This window comes from Clostridium uliginosum (assembly GCF_900112485.1).
Lineage (GTDB): Bacteria > Bacillota > Clostridia > Clostridiales > Clostridiaceae > Clostridium > Clostridium uliginosum.
This window is the reverse complement of the sequence record NZ_FOMG01000018.1, coordinates 53012-71641: the sequence shown is the minus strand read 5'-3', so window position 1 is coordinate 71641 and position 18630 is coordinate 53012. Positions and strand designations below refer to the sequence as shown.

15 protein-coding genes and 1 tRNA gene are annotated in these 18630 nt (G+C 27.7%); 9 read left to right on the top strand and 7 right to left on the bottom strand.

Translation table 11 applies throughout. From position 1 onward, the window contains the following. Positions 1–2: 2 nt before the first annotated feature. From manZ to BM027_RS12090, 5 genes are all read right to left on the bottom strand, one after another. Entirely contained in the window at positions 3–833 is an 831-nt protein-coding gene (manZ, locus tag BM027_RS12110) for a PTS mannose transporter subunit IID (protein WP_090092115.1), read from the bottom strand. 17 nt (positions 834–850) lie between these two features. Next, positions 851–1654: a PTS mannose/fructose/sorbose transporter subunit IIC gene (locus tag BM027_RS12105; RefSeq protein ID WP_090092143.1), complete on the bottom strand. Its 804-nt coding sequence runs from the start codon at positions 1652–1654 to the stop codon at positions 851–853. 98 nt (positions 1655–1752) lie between these two features. Further along, entirely contained in the window at positions 1753–2235 is a 483-nt protein-coding gene (locus tag BM027_RS12100) for a mannose/fructose/sorbose PTS transporter subunit IIB (protein WP_090092112.1), read from the bottom strand. Beyond that, on the bottom strand, positions 2235–2654 hold the full coding sequence (locus tag BM027_RS12095) for a mannose/fructose/sorbose PTS transporter subunit IIA (RefSeq protein WP_090092109.1): 420 nt from the start codon (positions 2652–2654) through the stop codon (positions 2235–2237). The genes BM027_RS12100 and BM027_RS12095 overlap by 1 nt, the downstream gene beginning before the upstream one ends. Positions 2655–2854: 200 nt before the next feature. After that, positions 2855–5644 carry a sigma-54-dependent transcriptional regulator gene (locus tag BM027_RS12090; protein WP_090092096.1) on the bottom strand — a complete coding sequence of 930 codons (2790 nt, stop codon included), beginning with the start codon at positions 5642–5644 and terminating at the stop codon, positions 2855–2857. 455 nt (positions 5645–6099) lie between these two features. On the opposite strand from BM027_RS12090, the gene BM027_RS12085 reads away from it, so the two are divergent. Continuing rightward, positions 6100–6576 carry an Hsp20/alpha crystallin family protein gene (locus BM027_RS12085; protein WP_090092094.1) on the top strand — a complete coding sequence of 159 codons (477 nt, stop codon included), beginning with the start codon at positions 6100–6102 and terminating at the stop codon, positions 6574–6576. A gap of 70 nt (positions 6577–6646) precedes the next feature. Here BM027_RS12085 and BM027_RS12080 read toward each other — a convergent pair whose 3' ends face one another. Both BM027_RS12080 and BM027_RS12075 read right to left on the bottom strand, forming a co-directional pair. After that, a complete protein-coding gene (locus BM027_RS12080) occupies positions 6647–8227 on the bottom strand; it encodes a DEAD/DEAH box helicase (protein ID WP_090092091.1) in 1581 nt (526 codons plus the stop codon). Between the two features lie 429 nt (positions 8228–8656). After that, on the bottom strand, positions 8657–9379 hold the full coding sequence (locus tag BM027_RS12075) for a lysophospholipid acyltransferase family protein (RefSeq protein WP_090092088.1): 723 nt from the start codon (positions 9377–9379) through the stop codon (positions 8657–8659). A gap of 305 nt (positions 9380–9684) precedes the next feature. Here BM027_RS12075 and BM027_RS12070 point away from each other — a divergent pair, with 305 nt between their 5' ends. The 8 genes from BM027_RS12070 to BM027_RS12035 all read left to right on the top strand — a co-directional run bounded on the left by BM027_RS12070 (position 9685) and on the right by BM027_RS12035 (position 18516). Beyond that, on the top strand, positions 9685–12063 hold the full coding sequence (locus BM027_RS12070; RefSeq protein WP_090092085.1) for a cation-translocating P-type ATPase: 2379 nt from the start codon (positions 9685–9687) through the stop codon (positions 12061–12063). A gap of 28 nt (positions 12064–12091) precedes the next feature. Further along, positions 12092–12757, top strand: coding sequence for a DUF6483 family protein (locus tag BM027_RS12065; protein WP_090092083.1), 666 nt, complete (start codon positions 12092–12094; stop codon positions 12755–12757). Positions 12758–12917: 160 nt separating this feature from the next. Beyond that, positions 12918–12992 (top strand) — tRNA-Arg (locus BM027_RS12060). A gap of 315 nt (positions 12993–13307) precedes the next feature. After that, positions 13308–14879 (top strand): alpha-glucoside-specific PTS transporter subunit IIBC, encoded by a 1572-nt coding sequence (locus BM027_RS12055; RefSeq protein WP_090092080.1) that lies wholly within the window; start codon positions 13308–13310, stop codon positions 14877–14879. A gap of 117 nt (positions 14880–14996) precedes the next feature. Then, entirely contained in the window at positions 14997–16322 is a 1326-nt protein-coding gene (locus BM027_RS12050; RefSeq protein ID WP_090092077.1) for a 6-phospho-alpha-glucosidase, read from the top strand. Between the two features lie 162 nt (positions 16323–16484). Beyond that, positions 16485–17288 (top strand): MurR/RpiR family transcriptional regulator, encoded by an 804-nt coding sequence (locus tag BM027_RS12045; RefSeq protein WP_090092074.1) that lies wholly within the window; start codon positions 16485–16487, stop codon positions 17286–17288. Then, a complete protein-coding gene (locus BM027_RS12040; protein WP_090092071.1) occupies positions 17260–17772 on the top strand; it encodes a hypothetical protein in 513 nt (170 codons plus the stop codon). Before BM027_RS12045 ends, BM027_RS12040 begins: the two co-directional genes overlap by 29 nt. A gap of 273 nt (positions 17773–18045) precedes the next feature. Beyond that, positions 18046–18516, top strand: coding sequence for a hypothetical protein (locus BM027_RS12035; protein ID WP_090092068.1), 471 nt, complete (start codon positions 18046–18048; stop codon positions 18514–18516). Positions 18517–18630 lie beyond the last annotated feature (114 nt).

Below are 18630 nucleotides of genomic sequence, written 5' to 3'. Positions count from 1 at the left end.
TATTATTTTAATATTCCGAACTTGTATCCTAGGATACCTACTGCAAATAATCCGAAGATTATCCAAATAGCATTAACTTTCTTTTTAAGTAATTTCATACATCCGAAAGTTAATAATAATGGAAGTATTCCAGGTAATAAGCTATCTAATACACTTTGGATAGTTGTAATAGTCTCTTTACCTTCTTGATTAGTAAATCTAGAAATTTCAAGTGGGACATTCATATTAGTCCATCTACAAACAAGAGCACCCATTATGAATAGTCCTAAGATTGAAGCACCTTCTGTTAATTTTTGAAGTTTATTTCCAGCTATATCTTTTACAATATTTGTTCCTTTTTGATATCCATATTCAATACCAAACCATCTTATACCAAGACGAACTGCATTAAATACAATAAAGAATAATAGTGGTCCAAGAAGACTACCAGATAATGCAATTGAAGCACCTAGAGCAGCTACAACTGGTCTTAATGTACCCCAGAATATTGGATCACCAACACCAGCTAGAGGTCCCATTAAACCTATTTTAATACCATTGATAACACCATCATCAATATCAGCACCATTAGCTTTTTGTTCTTCCATTGCTGCTGTAACTCCTAAAATTGGAGCTGTAACGAATGGTTGAGTATTAAAGAATTCAAGATGTCTTTTAAGTGCGTTCTTTCTATCTTCACCAGTATATAATCTCTTTATAGCAGGAATCATAGCAAAACAGTATCCTAAAGCTTGCATTCTTTCAAAGTTCCATGAACCTTGGTGAAGGTTTGAACGAATAAACATATTAATACGATCTTTTTTAGTAAGTTTTTTTTCTATATTATTACTCATTATTATTCCTCCCTTTCTTAGTCTAATTCATCATCTAAATCATTATCAGATGATGATACAGCAGTTGCTGAACAATCAACACTTACTTTATTGTACTTAGGTGCTAATTGGATGTAAACTATAGCAGCCACAGTTCCTATTATACCTAAAGCAACTAAGTTTAATTGTGGAATTGCAGAAACAACCACACCTAAGAAGAAGAACGGCATTAAGTGTTTAGCTTCCATCATGTTGATAACCATTGCATAACCAACTACAACGATAAATCCACCAGCAACATTAAGTCCTCCGGTTATAACTGGAGGTATTGCACCTAAAAGATTTTTTACAACATCTGTACCAACAAATGATGCAACTATTAAAGCTGGAATAGCAACACGAAGTGCTTGAATAAACAAAGCCATAAGATGACATCTATCTATTCCATTTAAATTTCCATCTTCAGCATACTTATCAGCTCTATGTTGGAAAAACACAGTGATAGTTCTTGCAAATATAGTCAATACTTGACCAGCAGCAGCTATTGGAATAGCAATAGCAATACCAGCACCAATATCTTGTCCTCCGGCAATTACAATAATAGTTGAAATGATACTAGCTAAAGCAGCATCAGGAGCCATTGCAGCACCTATGTTCATCCAGCCCAATGCCATCATTTCAAGTGTACCACCGATAATAATTCCAGTTTTTAAATCTCCTAAAACAAGTCCGATTAATGTACATGCAATTAAAGGTCTATGAGTTTGGAATTCATCAAGAACACTACCCATACCAGCAATACATGCAATTATGAAAATAAGAATAATTTGAAAAAGATTAATTTGCATAATGGTAATCCCCCTTTATTAATTAAATAATTAATATCTATATAAATCATAAATATTCTGAATAAATAGGTGTATCTGTGTAATAAAAGCAATTACATTTTTTCAATTAAAGGCATAATATTTGATTTTGAATCTGAAGCTACTTTTCTTATTTCTAGTTCGATTCCTTTTTCATTTAAAGCCTTAAATGCTTTAACATCTTCATTATTTACTGAAATAGCTCCAGTAACTTGTTTTTTACCTTCTTTAAATGACATTCCACCGATGTTTACGCTTGTGATATTTACACCAGCTTCAATTAATCTAAGAACATCTGTAGGATTAGTGAAAAGGAATAGTACTTTATCGTTTTCATACTTTGGATTATTAACAACTCTTACAGCTTTATCAATACCTAAAACATGAGCTGTAATTCCTGGAGGTGCCACTTGAACTAATAAAGTTTTTCTTAGTTCATCATTTGCAACATCATCATTACAAACGATTATCCTTTGGCATTGTGTTTCCTTAGACCATATAGTAGCTACTTGTCCGTGTATTAATCTGTCATCAATTCTTGCTAAAACAATTTTCATTATAATTCATCCTCCTCTGATTTTGCTATCATTTTTATTAGTGGTCTAATACTATCTTTTCCGCTGTTTTCTGCAACCTTTACTAATTCAGAAAGAGTTGAGAAACTACGACTTCCGAAAGTTTCTAATAACATTGGTAAATTAACACCAGATATTATTTCAATATTATTATTCTTCATTGCAATCATACTAGCTGCGTTAAAAGGACTTCCTCCAAAAAGGTCAACCATAAATAAAACTCCATCTGTACAATCTAATTCACCTAAAAGTGTATTATATTTATTTACAAGATCGTCCGTACCTTCACCTGGCTTAAATGTAACGTATCCTATATTTTCTTGAATACCGAATATCATTTCTGAAGATTTAATAAGTTCTTCAGAAAACATTCCATGAGTACCTACAATTATTGCTATCATTATTACATCCCTCCTTTGTTTTTATAGTTATATATTAAGCAAGTTCTGTGCCAAACTAGTGTATCAAAAGTTAATAGTATCTAATTATATTGGTATTAGGGAATAAAAGAATAATTAGATATAATTGCTGATACACTAATATAATATTTTGATATACTACTAATAGATTTTGATATACTTTTTAGATATTAATATCAAATTTAATACTCATTAAGCATATCAATCATATAATATAGTTCATCAGTGCTTAAAGTTATAGATAAAGAATCCTTAAATATAAGACTACTTTTTACTAATGAAGAAAAAATAAATTCATCTAGAGTAGATGTATCGCCCTTATATACTAATCCATCATTAATAACCATTCTTTCCAAAGCACAAGCTACATGAAGCATTATTCTTAATTTAAGTGTATTAGAAAACTCTCTGCTTAATAATTTCTCAAGACAAGAAATAAATTCATTTAATAAAGAATAAACTTTGTTTGGATTTAAGAAAGTTAACATTTCATTTAAACTTTGATTGCAAAGATTTTTTAAAACTATTTGACTGTGATTATTTTCTGATGGAGTAAAGTCTTTACCTGCTATAATGTTTCTTAGTATTTCTTCACCTGATCCATCAATTAAAGTTTCTATTGACACAAATGGTAATCCGAGATTAGGATCGTTAATCCCTACTAATGATATAATTTTATTGTTTTTAGATATTTCCTGAATAGATTGATTAAGATTTTGTAATCCAACAGGTAAAACATTAATATTATGAGTAGTTATATTTTTTATTATGTCTTCAACCAATTCCTTAAGTTTTAAAGCAGCTCCTTTACCGGTAGAACATATTGTAACTATTACACCTGAATCTATAGGATCTGTATTAATATTATTTGTATAGCCTCTAAAGTCTCGAATTAAGTAAGAATATACAGAATCAAGATCAGCATCACAAATAGAGGATTTTCTAACAGCTTCTAATACTAAAGGAGTTGATACCATGTCTATAGTTCTAATACATATATTAGTTTGTTCGTGAATAACCTCATCAAAGCTATTTAATGAACCCATATCCACTAGAAGTAGGACTCCTTTACCTTCATCTATTTCTGTTACCTTTTTAATAACACTATCTAAAATATCAGCAGGAGTTCTTTCTAATGCCATATCAATAGCAGCAATATTATCTGCATCAAAAAGTTTTTTAGCTACAGCTACCATACTAGTAGCCGTACTTGTACCATGAGCAGCTACTATAATTCCTACTTTACCTTGATGTGATGAGTCCTGAATTGAATTTAAAAGCAAAGTCAAATATTTAATTTCTATTTCTGGAATAGTTAAGTTATATCTAGATTCTATTAACTTATGAATTTCTTTAGCTACTTCATATTCAGCAGTATTACTGGAATCTGGCAAGTAATCATCTGAAGATATAGAAGGACTTTTTTTATTAATACGGTTAAATAATGCACTAAGATGTAAGCTTATTGCATAAATAAATCTTTCATTTAATTTCTTATGCAATCTGTTTTCAGCTAATATTTTAATTTCTTGAGCAAACTCAATTATTTCTTTATCAACAATTTTTAATAGACCTTCTCTACTATGTGTATCATTTTTAAATTTAGCATAAAACTGTTTTAAATGAATATTAATATCTGTACTTATAAAGTTTTTAATATCATCATCTTGCATTCCTTCTTCTTCTAATAAGGAAGCTTTATTTTCTATGATATTATAAATATTAAAAGGTGGCTCATAAGCATCCGTTTCTAAAAATATTTTCTTGCCATTAGGTTGAAGAGTTATACTATTAGGTATAATATTCCAAAGTGTATCATTATCTTTTATTTTATTTCCAAAAGTAATTATTCCATTTTTTATATTAGTAGGAAGTAATTTTAAATTTATATCTATAGGATTATCTGAGTTAATAGAATTTAAAAAACCTTTAGCACAAATTAATTGAATGTTAGACTTAAGCTGACCTATGTTTCCATATGAAGTACTACCTATTAAGGCTTTAATAGCATCTGATGTGATTTTAATGGGTTTATTTACCCTTTGAGCTTCTTTTGAAATCAGATAATTGACTAATTTTAACTTATCTTCAACAGATCTCTCATCAAAGTTAGGAATAGCAATAGTTATAGGTATTCTTCTAATAAATGTGTTTAAAAGTGTTGAAGCTGGATCTTCAGTAGTTGCACCTATTAGCAGAACTTTAGCATTTCTATTTCTATCAGTTTCACCTAATTTATTATAAGTTCCTGTATCCATAAAATAAAAGACCATTTCTTGTCCTTCAGGAGGTAACCTGTGTATTTCATCTAAGAATAATATTCCCCCATCAGCTTTTTCAACAATTCCTTCTTTCTCTTTATCAGCACCTGTGAAAGCACCTTTTACATGTCCAAATATATGAGATAAAAGTAATTGAGGGTTATTACAGTAATCTGCACAATTAAATATTATAAAGGGCGCATCTTCTGGTAAGTTTTTAATATATTTAGCATATTGGTACATTATATTTGCAAAAAGACTCTTACCAACACCAGTGCTACCAATTATTAAAGTATGCAATCCATTTGGAGGATATAATAAAGCAGCTTTAGCTTGTTCAATTTGATTTTTTAGACTTGTATTAGCACCAATTAAATAATCAAAAGGAGAAGTTTCAATTTCATCTTCATTTTTATTCAATGAAATAAAAGAAGAAATATCAGTGATTTCTTCTAAATCATTAGAAAGATTAATAGATAATATTTTTTCAAAACATTCTCTACTAAAATATAAAACAGGTCTATTTTTTATCTTAATAAGTTTTTTATTTCTACAAAGTGTATTAAGTTCTTTTGATACATTATTCCTTAATATGCCAAGATCTTCTCCAATTTGTTGAGCACTAAATCCATTAATGCTTAATAAGTCATCTTTAGATAAATCTTTACACTTTTCAAAGACATAGGTATAAATTTTGTCAATACGTTTCAATATAAATCACCTCTTTTAAATTACGCTTTGTTTTAAAATCGTGTTGATATTGTTATATATTGTAAAGCGGGCTAAGAAATTGAACTTAAGAACGTCTAAATGAGTATAGTCCACTTTTAGCTTGCTCCAAAGGCAAGTTTTGGACAAGCAAGAAAGATGACAATACTCATTAAGAGTTCTAAAAGTACAATTTCAATGTCCACTTTACAAAAATATAACAATATCAACACTATGCTAAAACATAGTCTTAAATTAATATACTAACTATTATTGTAAACGTTAAGTATAGATTATTCAATAGTGTATCAATACAGTTAATACCATAAATAGTATATTCATTTATTTGGATGAGCCTTAGTATTTATTAAAAACATTGTTTAATTTATAAATGGTTTTAACATATACAGAAATTTATAATAATATAAAATTAAAGGTATTATAGAAAGGAGTGCATTATGTTTAGAATATTTCCATTTAAGTTTGGAATGGTTACGGATGTTAATAAGTTAGGAGGTATTATTGGATCTTTTTTAGATAATATTGATGATATTACAGAAGAACATGAGGATGAAATTGATAAACTAGAAGAGAGTAATGAATTTATTAATTTACAAGAGTATGATGATATGTATGTACTAACTATAGAATTAACAGGAATAGATTTAAGAGAAATGAGTATACAATATAATCCTGGTAAGATTTCAATTAATTTAAATAGATCAGAAGTAATTAAAAGTGGTTTTGGTTTATTCACATCAAATGTTATAATTAAGAAAAATTATAAAAAAGAATTTAAAAATATTGAAGCTGTAGAAGAAACAAAGATTTTCAAAATTTTAGAGCGTGGAGTGTTTAAGATATCAATGCCTAAAAAGTATTTTATAGATGAAGAATTGAAAATAGTAGATGTGGATAATTATATTGAGAATTAAAAAAAGGGAGGATATTAATTTAGGATATACCTAATATAAATCTTCCCTAGAGTTACATAAAAGATTTATATTATCTTTTACGTTTATTTGCGATTTCAACATTAACTCTTTTTTTGTTAATATTACCGCCTGGACAGTTATTTAATATTTTTGCAGAAACACTTTCTTCAACAGTTACAAAAGAGAAATTCTCCATAAGGTCTATTTGACCAATAGTTGAACCATTAATTCTAGTTGTATCTTTAATGTAATTTATTAATACTTTTGGAGTTAATCCATCTCTTTTGCCGACAGAGAAAAATAAACGAACGTCTTCTTTCTTAGCAGGTGCATCTAGATTGTTTGAACTATATTCAAAAGTACTTTCATTTTCGAATTTTACTTTTATTAAAGCTGCAATTACTGATATAGGATCATAATTCTCATTTAATTCAATTGCACTTGGCATGAATTTAGAAAAATCACCTTTATCAATAGTTTCTTTAATTTCTGATAACATTCCATTAAACTTTTTACCATGGATTTCTTCAGCTGTTGGAACAGGTTTTTGAGTTATAGTACTCTTAGTTACTTTTTGAATTTGCTTAAGCATTGAGAAATCTTTTGGAGTTACTAGTGAATAAGCAGTACCACTTTTATCTGCTCTACCAGTTCTTCCTATTCTATGAACATAAGATTCTACATCTTGAGGTAAATCATAGTTTATTACATGAGTAATACCTTCTACATCAATTCCTCTAGCAGCAACATCAGTAGCAATTAATAAGTTTAAAGAACCTGATTTGAATTTGTTCAAAGTAGTTAATCTATGAACTTGAGTCATATCACCATGCATTCCTTCAACTATATACCCTTTTGATTGTAATTCTTCAACTAATTCATCTACGCCTCTTTTAGTACGACAGAAGATTATAGCAGAAGTAGGGCTATCTAAATCTAATAATCTACAAAGTGCTTCTAATCTATGCTTATTATTAATCATAAAGTAGTTTTGTTCGATTTTAGATACAGTAAGTGAGTTCTTTTTGATAGCAACATGCTTAGCATCAGATTTCATATAATTCTTAGCAAGTTTAGCTATTGCTTGAGGCATTGTAGCTGAGAATAATAAAGTTTGTCTTTCTTCAGGTGTATGACTGATGATAGTTTCTATATCTTCAATAAATCCCATATTAAGCATTTCATCAGCTTCATCTAATACTAAAAATTCTACTTTTTCTAATTGAAGAATTTTTCTCTTAGTAAGATCTAATACTCTACCAGGAGTTCCAACAACGATGTCAACATTATTTCTTTTTAATGCTTTAATTTGTCTATCGATTGATTCTCCACCATAAACAGGTAGTACAACTGTTTTTTCATATTTTGAAAGTCTCTTAAGTTCTTCATTTACTTGAACAGCAAGTTCTCTTGTTGGAGCTAAAATAAGAGCTTTGATTCCTTCACTTTTAGTAATATTATTAATTATAGGACAGCCATAAGCAGCAGTTTTTCCTGTACCAGTTTGTGCTTGCCCTATTAAGTCAAATCCTCCAAGCGTTACTGGTATACTTTCTGCTTGGATTTGAGAAGGTTTTGTAAAACCTAGGTCCTCTATTGCATTTACAATAGTCTCTTTAAGACCTAAAATAGAAAATTGATTATCATTCATTAAATATCCTCGTTTCTTTGTTTTAAAATTAGTTGATTTTTTACTTAAGATAAAACTAGTTAAAAATCAACTAATTTTAATCGTAAGCCAAAAATAAGTGTAACAAGTAATAGGTGTAATGTCAAAAAAAATATTATATTATAATATATTTATTACCATTTTAAATAAAAAAAATAACCTTAATTATTAAAATAAGCAAGAATCAAAATATATTTATCAAAATGCTCTGTGTTTTCATTGATATTATGCCAATAAAACGATATAAATATTACTAATGCAATAAATTTAATTGGTATAATATTAATTATAGTTAATAAAGAACTTATAAATTTATAAGTTCTTTATTATATATATGTTGTAGAATGATTTCTTCATGAAATTTACCATTGGAGAATTTAAAATCATGTAGATTTTTAATTTGGAGATGCATTAATTTGTTTTACATTTACTAGTTACTATAGATTGAACTTTATGTGGAAGATTAGTTTCTTCTTCTTTAGTTAAGTCTTTTGTATATATTGGTGGATGTATAAAAATTTCTACATCTGCTGGTTTTATTAAATTGTTATTTTGTTCTAATAATTTGTATGTACCATTTATAGTAATTGGAACTATTACGCATTTTGATTTTGTAGCAAGTTTAAAACTTCCAGCTTTAAATTCAGCAATTTCTTTGCCTTTACTTCTTGTTCCTTCAGGAAAAATAACCATAGAATATCCACCTTTTAATAGTTTAATTCCATCAACTATTGCTTCAGCAGATTTCCTTAAATTAGTTCTATCCATAAAAATACAATTTATGTATTTCATCCAAGTGCTAATAAAAGGTAAAGAAGATAGTTCCTTTTTTGCTATAAATCCTTTTGGAATATCAATACAACTCATTAATAGAGGAATATCGAAGTTACTTTGATGATTAGATATAAATAATATTGTTTCATCTTTTGGAAGATTGTCTAAACCTATTACATTTATTTTTGCACCACTTAATTTCATAACAAATTTTGTCCACTTAGTAGTTATATTGTGAATAAATTCAGCTCTTTCTTTTAATTTACCTCTATTTTCTAAAAAATTTATCTTGATTTTGCAAATGGAAATAAGCATTAGACTAAAAATAACATTTAAAGAAAAAATTATAGTTCTTATCATATTAATTACACATCCTTAATAAATTAATTGCTTATAAAATAGTATATTATAAAAATGTATGATTTAAAAGTGGCTTAAAAATACAATAGATTCCATAAATATAGAATTTAATAGATTAAATAAATGAACTAAATATAATTATTTATACAAATAAATGCCTATTTTAATAGATTTAAACTTAATTTAAGAAAATATAGTGTAAAAAATATATATAATTAATATTAATTTAAGAATTTTTGTGTAAAATAAGTATATGTAAGATAAAATATAAGAGATTATTTAGGAATTTAAATGGAGGAGATTGAATGAATGGCGGTCCGTTAGAAAAAGATGATAAAATTAATCAAAATATATTAGGATTAAATGAGCAAGAGGTTAAAGAGAGAATTAAAGCAGGACAAGTAAATTATGTTCCTAAAGTACCATCTAGAACTTTATGGCAAATAATTAGAGCAAATTTATTTACTAGTTTTAATGCTATTAACATTATATTAGCTGTTGTAGTTATATTAGCAGGCTCACCTAAAAATTCAATATTTGCAGGGGTAATATTAGTTAATACTTTAATTGGAATAGTTCAAGAACTTAGAGCTAAACAAACACTAGAAAAATTATCAGTTGTAAGTGATGCATATGCCAAGGTAATTAGAGATGGAGAAATAAAAAAAATACCATTAGAAAATATTGTTTTGGATGATGTACTATATCTAGAAGCGGGATCTCAGATACTAGCAGATGGATATGTTTTATCAGAAAATGAATTAGAAATAGATGAATCAATGCTTACAGGAGAATCTGACTCCATCGTAAAAAATGATAATGATAGATTGTTATCAGGAAGCTTTGTTGTAGCAGGTGAAGGATATGGCATAGTAACAAATGTTGGAAAAGAAACATATTCTTCAAAACTTGCAGAAGAAGCTAAGAAGTTTAAACTAATAAATTCAGAATTACAAAATGCAATTAATAAAATATTTAGAGTTATAATATGGTTAATAGTTCCTCTTTCTATATTGTTAACAGTCACTCAACTTATGGTAAAGAATATAACCTGGCAAGAAGCAGCTATAGGAACAGTTGCTGGAATTATAGGAATGGTTCCAGAAGGGTTAGTATTATTAACTAGTGCTACTTTTATAGTAACAATCATAAAGCTTTCTAAGTATGATACCTTAGTTCAAGAATTATGTTCTACTGAGGTTCTTGCAAGAGTTGATGTTATTTGTTTAGACAAAACCGGTACATTAACTGAAGGAAATTTAAAGTTAGTTGATATTAAGAATATTGGAGATAGAGATTCAAAAGAAATAGATGATATAATATCATCATTAGTTCATAATTTACCAAGCAAGAATGCTACTCAAAAGGCTATCTTGGAAAGATATAAAAATGATTATTCAGATTTTAAATGTTTAAATAAAATAGCCTTTTCTTCAAAACGAAAATGGGGCGGAATTACATTTAATAAAGTTGGAACATGGGTTCTAGGAGCACCAGAAATAATATTAGGCACTTCATATAATAAAATAAAAGAAGAAGTAGATAAAGAGGCTAAAAAAGGTAGAAGAGTGTTACTTTTAGCAAAAGTTAAAAATAATGAACTAAATGATAATTTGAGCGGAGAAATTGAGAGTGTAGCCTTAATTTTAATTGAAGATATAATACGTGAGGCAGCACCTAAGGTTTTAAAATATTTTAATGATCAAGATGTAGAGGTTAAAATAATATCAGGAGATAATCCTTTAACAGTATCAACAGTTGCAAACAGAGCAGGGGTTAAAGGGTGGGAGAATGCTATAGATGCTAGAACTTTACCAGATAATGATAAAGAATTTATAGACATTATCCAAAATAATACTGTATTTGGAAGAGTAACACCACATCAAAAGAGAAGAATAGTTAAGGCCTTACAAAGTATAGGACATACAGTTGCTATGACTGGTGATGGGGTTAATGATGTACTTGCATTAAAAGAATCTGATTGCGGAATAGCTATGGCAAATGGTTCAGATGCAACTAAGGCGGTAGCACAACTAGTGTTATTAAAATCTGATTTTTCTGCATTGCCTAAGGTAGTTGAAGAAGGAAGAAAACAAATTAATAACTTAGAAAGAGTTGCAGAACTGTTTTTATCAAAGACTGTATATTCAATAATCTTAGCTTTTACATTTTCAATGTTGTTATTACCATTCCCTATTTTACCAATACAAATGTCCTTGGTAGGAAGCTGTGCTATAGGAATTCCAGCCTTCTTTTTAGCGTTATTACCTAGTGAAGGAGGAGTCAAAAAAGGTTTCTTACGAAGAATATTAACAGTAAGTATTCCTAATGGTATATTTTTAGCAATATTTACTACATTAACCTTTATTCTTTCAGTTAAAGCAGGACATTCAATACATTATAGTAGAACATTAGCATTATTAAATTTTGGTGGAGTTAGTATGATAATTTTACTTAGAGTTTCAAGACCACTGACAAAATTTAAATTAGGACTAGGAATTTCAATGTTTTGTATAGTAACATTAGCATTTATAACTCCAATCGGAAGATATATATTTAGTTTAGAGAGAATTTCTTTAAAACTTTGGGTTATATCTCTAGCAGTAATAATAGGATCAGGACCATTAATAACTAAGTCAGTAGATTTATTTAGAAAAAAAGCAACTAAGTTATTTAAACTTTAGTATAAAATAATATGTAGAGGTGAAGATAGTGTTAAAAAATGATTATATGAAAGAAATGGAAAATAGCTTAGATCTAGTAAAGGAAGAAGTAAACAAAGAAGTGGTAAATGGGGATTTAATAAAAGCTAAAAACGCTATAAATAAACAACTTAAAAATTTAGTAGGCTTAGAAATAGAAACTATTGATACACTGTCTTTTAATAGTATTGAAGATATAATAAATAGAGATAGTTATTATAATGTGTGGAAATATATTGCTTTAGGAGAATTACTAAAACTTCAGGGATTTGTTTGTTTGAAAGAAAAAGATGAGCTTATGATGATAAAATATTATCAAAAATCACTACAAGCATTTTATAAGGCTTATGATGAAGAAGATCTAGATGATCAAAAGTACCTTGATGATGCAAATTCATTAATGAATGATTTAAGAGAATATGATCTGTTAATGGAGGACGATAAACAAATCTTTAAACTTTATGAATTAACCAATCAATTTGATAAAGCAGAAGATGTGCTATTTTATATTATTGAAAAAAGCAACAATGATAAGGATATTATATTAGAAGGACTAGAATTTTATAATAGATTAAAAGGAAAGACTAAAGAAATATTAATAAATGGGAATTTGCCAGAGAATGAAGTTGAAGATAGCTATACAGAGCTTAAGAAATTATTAGAAAAATGCAAATAATATCTAATTATTATTAATACTTTTTATGAGATGCTTAACTTAAATGAAACGAGGTTTTATGCTACATATATAATTTACAAAGGAAAATGATAGAAAACATAGGGTTGCTTGACAACTAATAATAAGTATAATATAATTCATATGTAATTTCATAGGATGTGTCCTCATAGTTAAATGGATAGAACAGTCCCCTCCTAAGGGACAGATGTAGGTTCGATTCCTACTGGGGATACCAATTAAAAGCTACAACCTAGCAATGCTAAGGATTGTAGCTTTTATTATTATATTATGCATTTCTTTTATAATCTTTTCTAACAATAAAATAATAGCTTTATTATAATTTATATTCTAGAATCACCCCTTTTTTCAAAACAATATCTTGGTTAATAATAGGATTTTAAAGGCATGTGAAAATTCACATAAATTATAACAAGTAACAATAAACGTGAAAAATATCTATATGCTTCAATTCTATTGTAAAAGTAAACTTACGATGCTAATATGAAAACAACAAAGTGCTAATGACAAATACATATGAGGGGGAAAAATTATGATGCAGAAGATTCAACGTTTTGGTGGAGCTATGTTCACACCGGTATTATTATTTTCATTTTCAGGGATAATGGTTGCTTTATCAATATTATTTAAAAATCAAGATATAGTAGGTACAATAGCAACCCCAGGCAGTATATGGTACAACATATGGTACATTATAGAACAAGGCGCTTGGACAGTATTTAATCAATTGCCATTATTATTTGTAATAGGATTACCGATAGGATTAGCAAAAAAGAATCATGCCCGTGCTTGTTTAGAGTCATTCGTAATATATATTACATTTAATTATTTTATGGCAGCAATGCTTAAATTATGGGGACCAACTTTTGGAGTTAATTATGCTTTAGAAGCTGGTGCAGGTACTGGATTAGCAATGATTGCTAATATAAAAACATTGGATTTAGGTATGGTTGGAGCAATATTAATTGCAGGTATTGTAGTATATCTTCATGATAAGTTTTTTGATACTGACTTACCAGAATTCCTAGGAGTATTTAAAGGATCATCTCTTGTATGTATAATAGGATTCTTTACAATGATTCCACTTGCATTAGTATTATGTTTCTTATGGCCAATGGTTCAAAGTGCAATTTTCTCAATGCAAGGATTCTTAAAGACTTCAGGAGTGTTTGGAGTTTGGTTATATACATTCTTAGAACGTATTTTAATACCAACAGGATTACATCACTTCATTTACACACCATTTATTTTTGGACCAGCGGTTGTTGATAATGGTATAACAGCTTACTTTGCACAACATTTAAAAGAATTTTCAACTTCAGCGCATACATTAAAAGAGATGTTCCCAGAAGGTGGATTTGCCTTACATGGTTCATCAAAAATGTTTGGATCAATTGGTATAGCATTAGCTATATATGCAACAGCAAAACCACAAAAGAAAAAAATTGTAGCAGGTTTATTAATACCAGCAACATTAACAGCGGTGGTAGCAGGTATTACAGAACCTCTTGAATTTACATTTTTATTTGTAGCACCAGTATTATTTTTAGTACATTCAATACTTGCAGCAACATTAGCAGCAACATCTTATGCATTTGGAGTAGTAGGAGATTTTGGTGGTGGTTTAATAGAAAATGCAGCTAAGAACTGGTTGCCGTTATTTAAGTATCATCCACAAACATATATAACTCAATTTATAATAGGATTTATATTTATTGGAATTTACTTCTTTGTATTTAAATTTTTAATAGAGAAGTTTGATTTTAAGACTCCAGGACGTACAGATGACGATGGAGGAGAGGAAAAGTTATATACAAAAGCTGACTATAAAGCTAAAAAGGCAGAAGAAGCTAAGGGAGAAGATGTTAGGGATGTTAAAGCAAGATTATTTTTAGCCGCTTTAGGTGGAAAAGAGAATATAGAAGATGTAACTAATTGTGCTACTAGACTTAGAATTACAGTAAAAGATCCAGCATTAGTTCAAGATAACAAGGTATTTATAGATGCAGGAGCCCATGGCCTTGTTAATAAGGGAAAAGCGGTGCAAGTTATAGTAGGGTTATCAGTTCCACAAGTAAGGGAAAGATTTGAAGCACTTTTATAAAATCAACAGTTATGTTAATAGAAATAGTTAGTAATAATAGTTATTAAATTTAAGATAACTATATTAAATATAAAAAATAGATTAAATAATAAATTTTAAATTTTAGGAGGAATAACAATGAAAAAATTCTCAGTAGTAATAGCAGGCGGTGGAAGCACATTTACACCAGGAATAGTATTAATGTTACTTGCAAATTTAGAAAAATTTCCTATTAGAAAGATAAAATTTTATGATAATGATGCAGAAAGACAAGAGACAGTAGCGAAAGCTTGTGAAATAATTTTAAAAGAAAAGGCACCAGAAATAGAATTTGAAGCAACAATAGATCCAGAAGAAGCATTTACAGATATAGACTTTGTAATGGCTCATATTAGAGTTGGTAAATATGCAATGAGAGAATTGGATGAAAAAATTCCGCTAAGATATGGTGTTCTTGGACAAGAAACTTGTGGACCAGGAGGAATTTCATATGGAATGCGTTCAATTGGTGGAATAATCGAAATTATAGATTATATGGAGAAATATTCACCAAATGCCTGGATGTTAAATTATTCAAATCCAGCAGCTATAGTCGCAGAAGCCACTAGAAAATTAAGACCAAATTCAAGGATATTAAATATTTGTGATATGCCAGTTGGAATAGAAGAGCATATGGCTAAAATAGTCGGATTAAACTCAAGAAAAGAAATGGAAGTAAAATATTATGGATTAAATCATTTTGGATGGTGGACAAGTGTTAAAGATAAAGAAGGAAATGATTTAATGCCAAAGATAAAAGAACATGTTGCAAAACATGGATATAATATTAATGTTGAAGAATATCAACATACTGATGCTAGTTGGAATGATACATTTGGAAAGGCAAAGGATGTATTTGCAGTAGATCCAAGTACTTTACCAAACACATATTTAAAGTATTATCTATTCCCAGATTATGTTGTAGAACATTCTAATAAAGAATACACTAGAGCAAATGAAGTTATGGATGGAAGAGAAAAATTTGTATTTGGAGAATGTAGAAAAGTAATTGCACAAGGATCTACAGAAGGATGTGAACTTCATATTGATGAACATGCTTCATATATAGTTGATTTAGCTAGAGCTATTGCATATAACACTAAGGAAAGAATGTTATTAATAGTAGAAAATAATGGAGCTATTGAAAACTTTGATAAAACTGGAATGGTTGAAATTCCATGTATAGTAGGAAATAATGGACCAGAACCATTAGTTATTGGAACTATTCCTCAATTCCAAAAAGGATTAATGGAACAACAAGTTTCAGTAGAAAAGTTAACAGTTGAGGCATGGGCAGAAGGTTCATATCAAAAATTATGGCAAGCAATTACATTATCAAAGACAGTACCAAGTGCAAAAGTTGCAAAACAAATTCTTGATGATTTAATTGAAGTTAATAAAGAATATTGGCCAATATTGAAATAGTAATATATTAAAAAAATAAACTATTAAAGGTTGCTTCAATAGAATTAAACGATTAGTTCTGTGAAAAGCAACCTTTAATTATATATTAGTACTTACCATTTATTTCATACCTTAATTATATAAAACTTTGTTATAATTTAAGATAATTAGGGGGCGATATTAATGAGATTTGAGGAAGTAATAAACAATAATTATTCTAAGTTAAATGAAAATGACTTATATATTTTAAAATTTATATGCAATAATAAAAAAGAATGTAGCAACTTATCAATTAATGATCTTGGTGATAAATGTAATGTTTCAAGAACAACAATTTTAAGATTTACACAAAAATTAGGATTTAAAGGATATAGTGAATTTAAAGTTTTTTTAAGGTGGCAGGAAGAGAAAAATAATAAAATAGAAGATGATTATGTTAATAAATTTTACTTAGACTTAGAAGAAACAAAAAAGAATTTAAAACAAAAAAACCTTTGGAAAATATGTAAATTAATATATGAGGCTGATAGAGTGTTTGTGTATGGAACTGGAATGACTCAAAAAGCTATAGCGAAAGAAATGCAAAGAACATTTTTATCATCACGTAAGTATCTTTATGTGATAGAAGGAGAGACAGAACTACAGACAGTACTTTCAGATATAACACAAAAAGATGTAATAATTATAATAACCTTATTTGGTCATAGAGAATTTTTAAGAGAAATAATAAATAATTTAAACTTAAATGGAATTAAGTATGTATCAATGACAAAATTTAGTGATAATATAGTAGCAAGAAATACTAATTATAACTTATATATTTCTACTACATCTATTAATGTTTCAAAGGATACAACTCATGAATCAACAGCACTATTTTTTCTTTTAGTAGATATATTATTTAGGGAATATATAAACTATGTTAAAAATCAAGCTGTAATTATGGAGGATAATATTGATGAAGGAGAAACTACAAAAAAAGAATAATAAAAAAAAGAAAAAAGTAGTTAAAAGAGAACTTTCTATATTAAAAATAGTTACGATATTTTTAAAAGTAACTCCAATTTTCTTCTTAATATATTTATATATAACTTCATTAACAAGTGGAGAGAAAATACTTACTCCAATTATTAATAATCCAAGTATTACTATAGCCTTTATTGCCGCAATGTTAGGTCCGTTTTGTGGGATTTGCTGTGAAATTGCAGGTAATAATATAAAAGAAAAGAATAATATAATATTTTCAGAGATATTATTAGGTACAATTGCCTTATCGCAATTAATAGTATTAAATATAATTTTGGCTGGTGTTATAGTATATATAATGTATAAATCATATGATGGAAGTAAAATAAATTTTAATAATTTTAAAGATGGATTAAAAGAAAAGAAAAATTTAAGAGGATTAATAATAAGCATATTTATAGTATCTATTTCAATAATATGTACATATTTAATGATAAAAATTTAAAAAATAATTAGGTTGAGCTACCTCAAAATAGAAATTGTTTTCTATATTTGGATAGCTCACTTTTTATAAAATCAAAAAAAATTGAAATTTGCTCATCCAAATATTTAATGATATAATAATATTGAAGTCATCTTTTTGGATATTTTGGGTATTTTTAGTGAAATACTTATATCATAAATTGATGATTTATTTATTTTTATAAGTATTGTTTATTGAATAATTTATAACTAATATTAAATACATATTAATAAGAGAAAGAGAGATGGGACAAGCATGGAAGTTGTTTTAGAACAATTCATTTCATCAGATAGACCAAAAAGAATTAGTAACATTTTTAAATGTATAGCAATTGGCTTTGCAATAATTGGATTAATGCTTTTTTTTGAATCTTTTATAATTGGAATAGCATTAGAAATAGTAGCTGGAGTATTTTTTATAGGGAGATTTTTAATGTATGTTGATTATGAATATGAATTGTATAATGGAGATATAACTGTAACTAAGGTTTATAATGCCAGCAGAAGAAATATTGTACAAAGAATTAATAGGGATCAAGTTAAAGCAGTGTATATTACAGAAAGAAAAGATGCACTGAAGAAAGGTATATCAGCATTTTATAATACTAATTTACAAGGATTAAGAATATATACCTTTGAATTAAAAAATAATAAAATAATACAATTAGCTTTAAATGAAGAATTGGAAAATAGGGTTAAAATTCTTTATAAACAAAATATGTTTTAGAATAATTTTTTTAATAGAGTACATGAATATTTTTTTAGGATAAATTAAAATATTCATATACTCTATTTGAATTTTAAGATTAATTTATAAGTGTATAAAAATAAAAGTATAAGA

Excerpts from the sequence above, each read along its gene's own strand:
- BM027_RS12070 (WP_090092085.1), top strand. The coding sequence starts at position 9,685 with ATGAATGGCGGTCCGTTAGAAAAAGATGATAAAATTAATCAAAATATA.
- BM027_RS12045 (WP_090092074.1), top strand. The coding sequence starts at position 16,485 with ATGAGATTTGAGGAAGTAATAAACAATAATTATTCTAAGTTAAATGAA.
- BM027_RS12040 (WP_090092071.1), top strand. The coding sequence starts at position 17,260 with ATGAAGGAGAAACTACAAAAAAAGAATAATAAAAAAAAGAAAAAAGTA.
- BM027_RS12085 (WP_090092094.1), top strand. The coding sequence starts at position 6,100 with ATGTTTAGAATATTTCCATTTAAGTTTGGAATGGTTACGGATGTTAAT.
- manZ (WP_090092115.1), bottom strand. The coding sequence starts at position 833 with ATGAGTAATAATATAGAAAAAAAACTTACTAAAAAAGATCGTATTAAT.
- BM027_RS12055 (WP_090092080.1), top strand. The coding sequence starts at position 13,308 with ATGATGCAGAAGATTCAACGTTTTGGTGGAGCTATGTTCACACCGGTA.
- BM027_RS12100 (WP_090092112.1), bottom strand. The coding sequence starts at position 2,235 with ATGAAAATTGTTTTAGCAAGAATTGATGACAGATTAATACACGGACAA.
- BM027_RS12050 (WP_090092077.1), top strand. The coding sequence starts at position 14,997 with ATGAAAAAATTCTCAGTAGTAATAGCAGGCGGTGGAAGCACATTTACA.
- BM027_RS12095 (WP_090092109.1), bottom strand. The coding sequence starts at position 2,654 with ATGATAGCAATAATTGTAGGTACTCATGGAATGTTTTCTGAAGAACTT.
- BM027_RS12035 (WP_090092068.1), top strand. The coding sequence starts at position 18,046 with ATGGAAGTTGTTTTAGAACAATTCATTTCATCAGATAGACCAAAAAGA.
- BM027_RS12075 (WP_090092088.1), bottom strand. The coding sequence starts at position 9,379 with ATGATAAGAACTATAATTTTTTCTTTAAATGTTATTTTTAGTCTAATG.
- BM027_RS12080 (WP_090092091.1), bottom strand. The coding sequence starts at position 8,227 with ATGAATGATAATCAATTTTCTATTTTAGGTCTTAAAGAGACTATTGTA.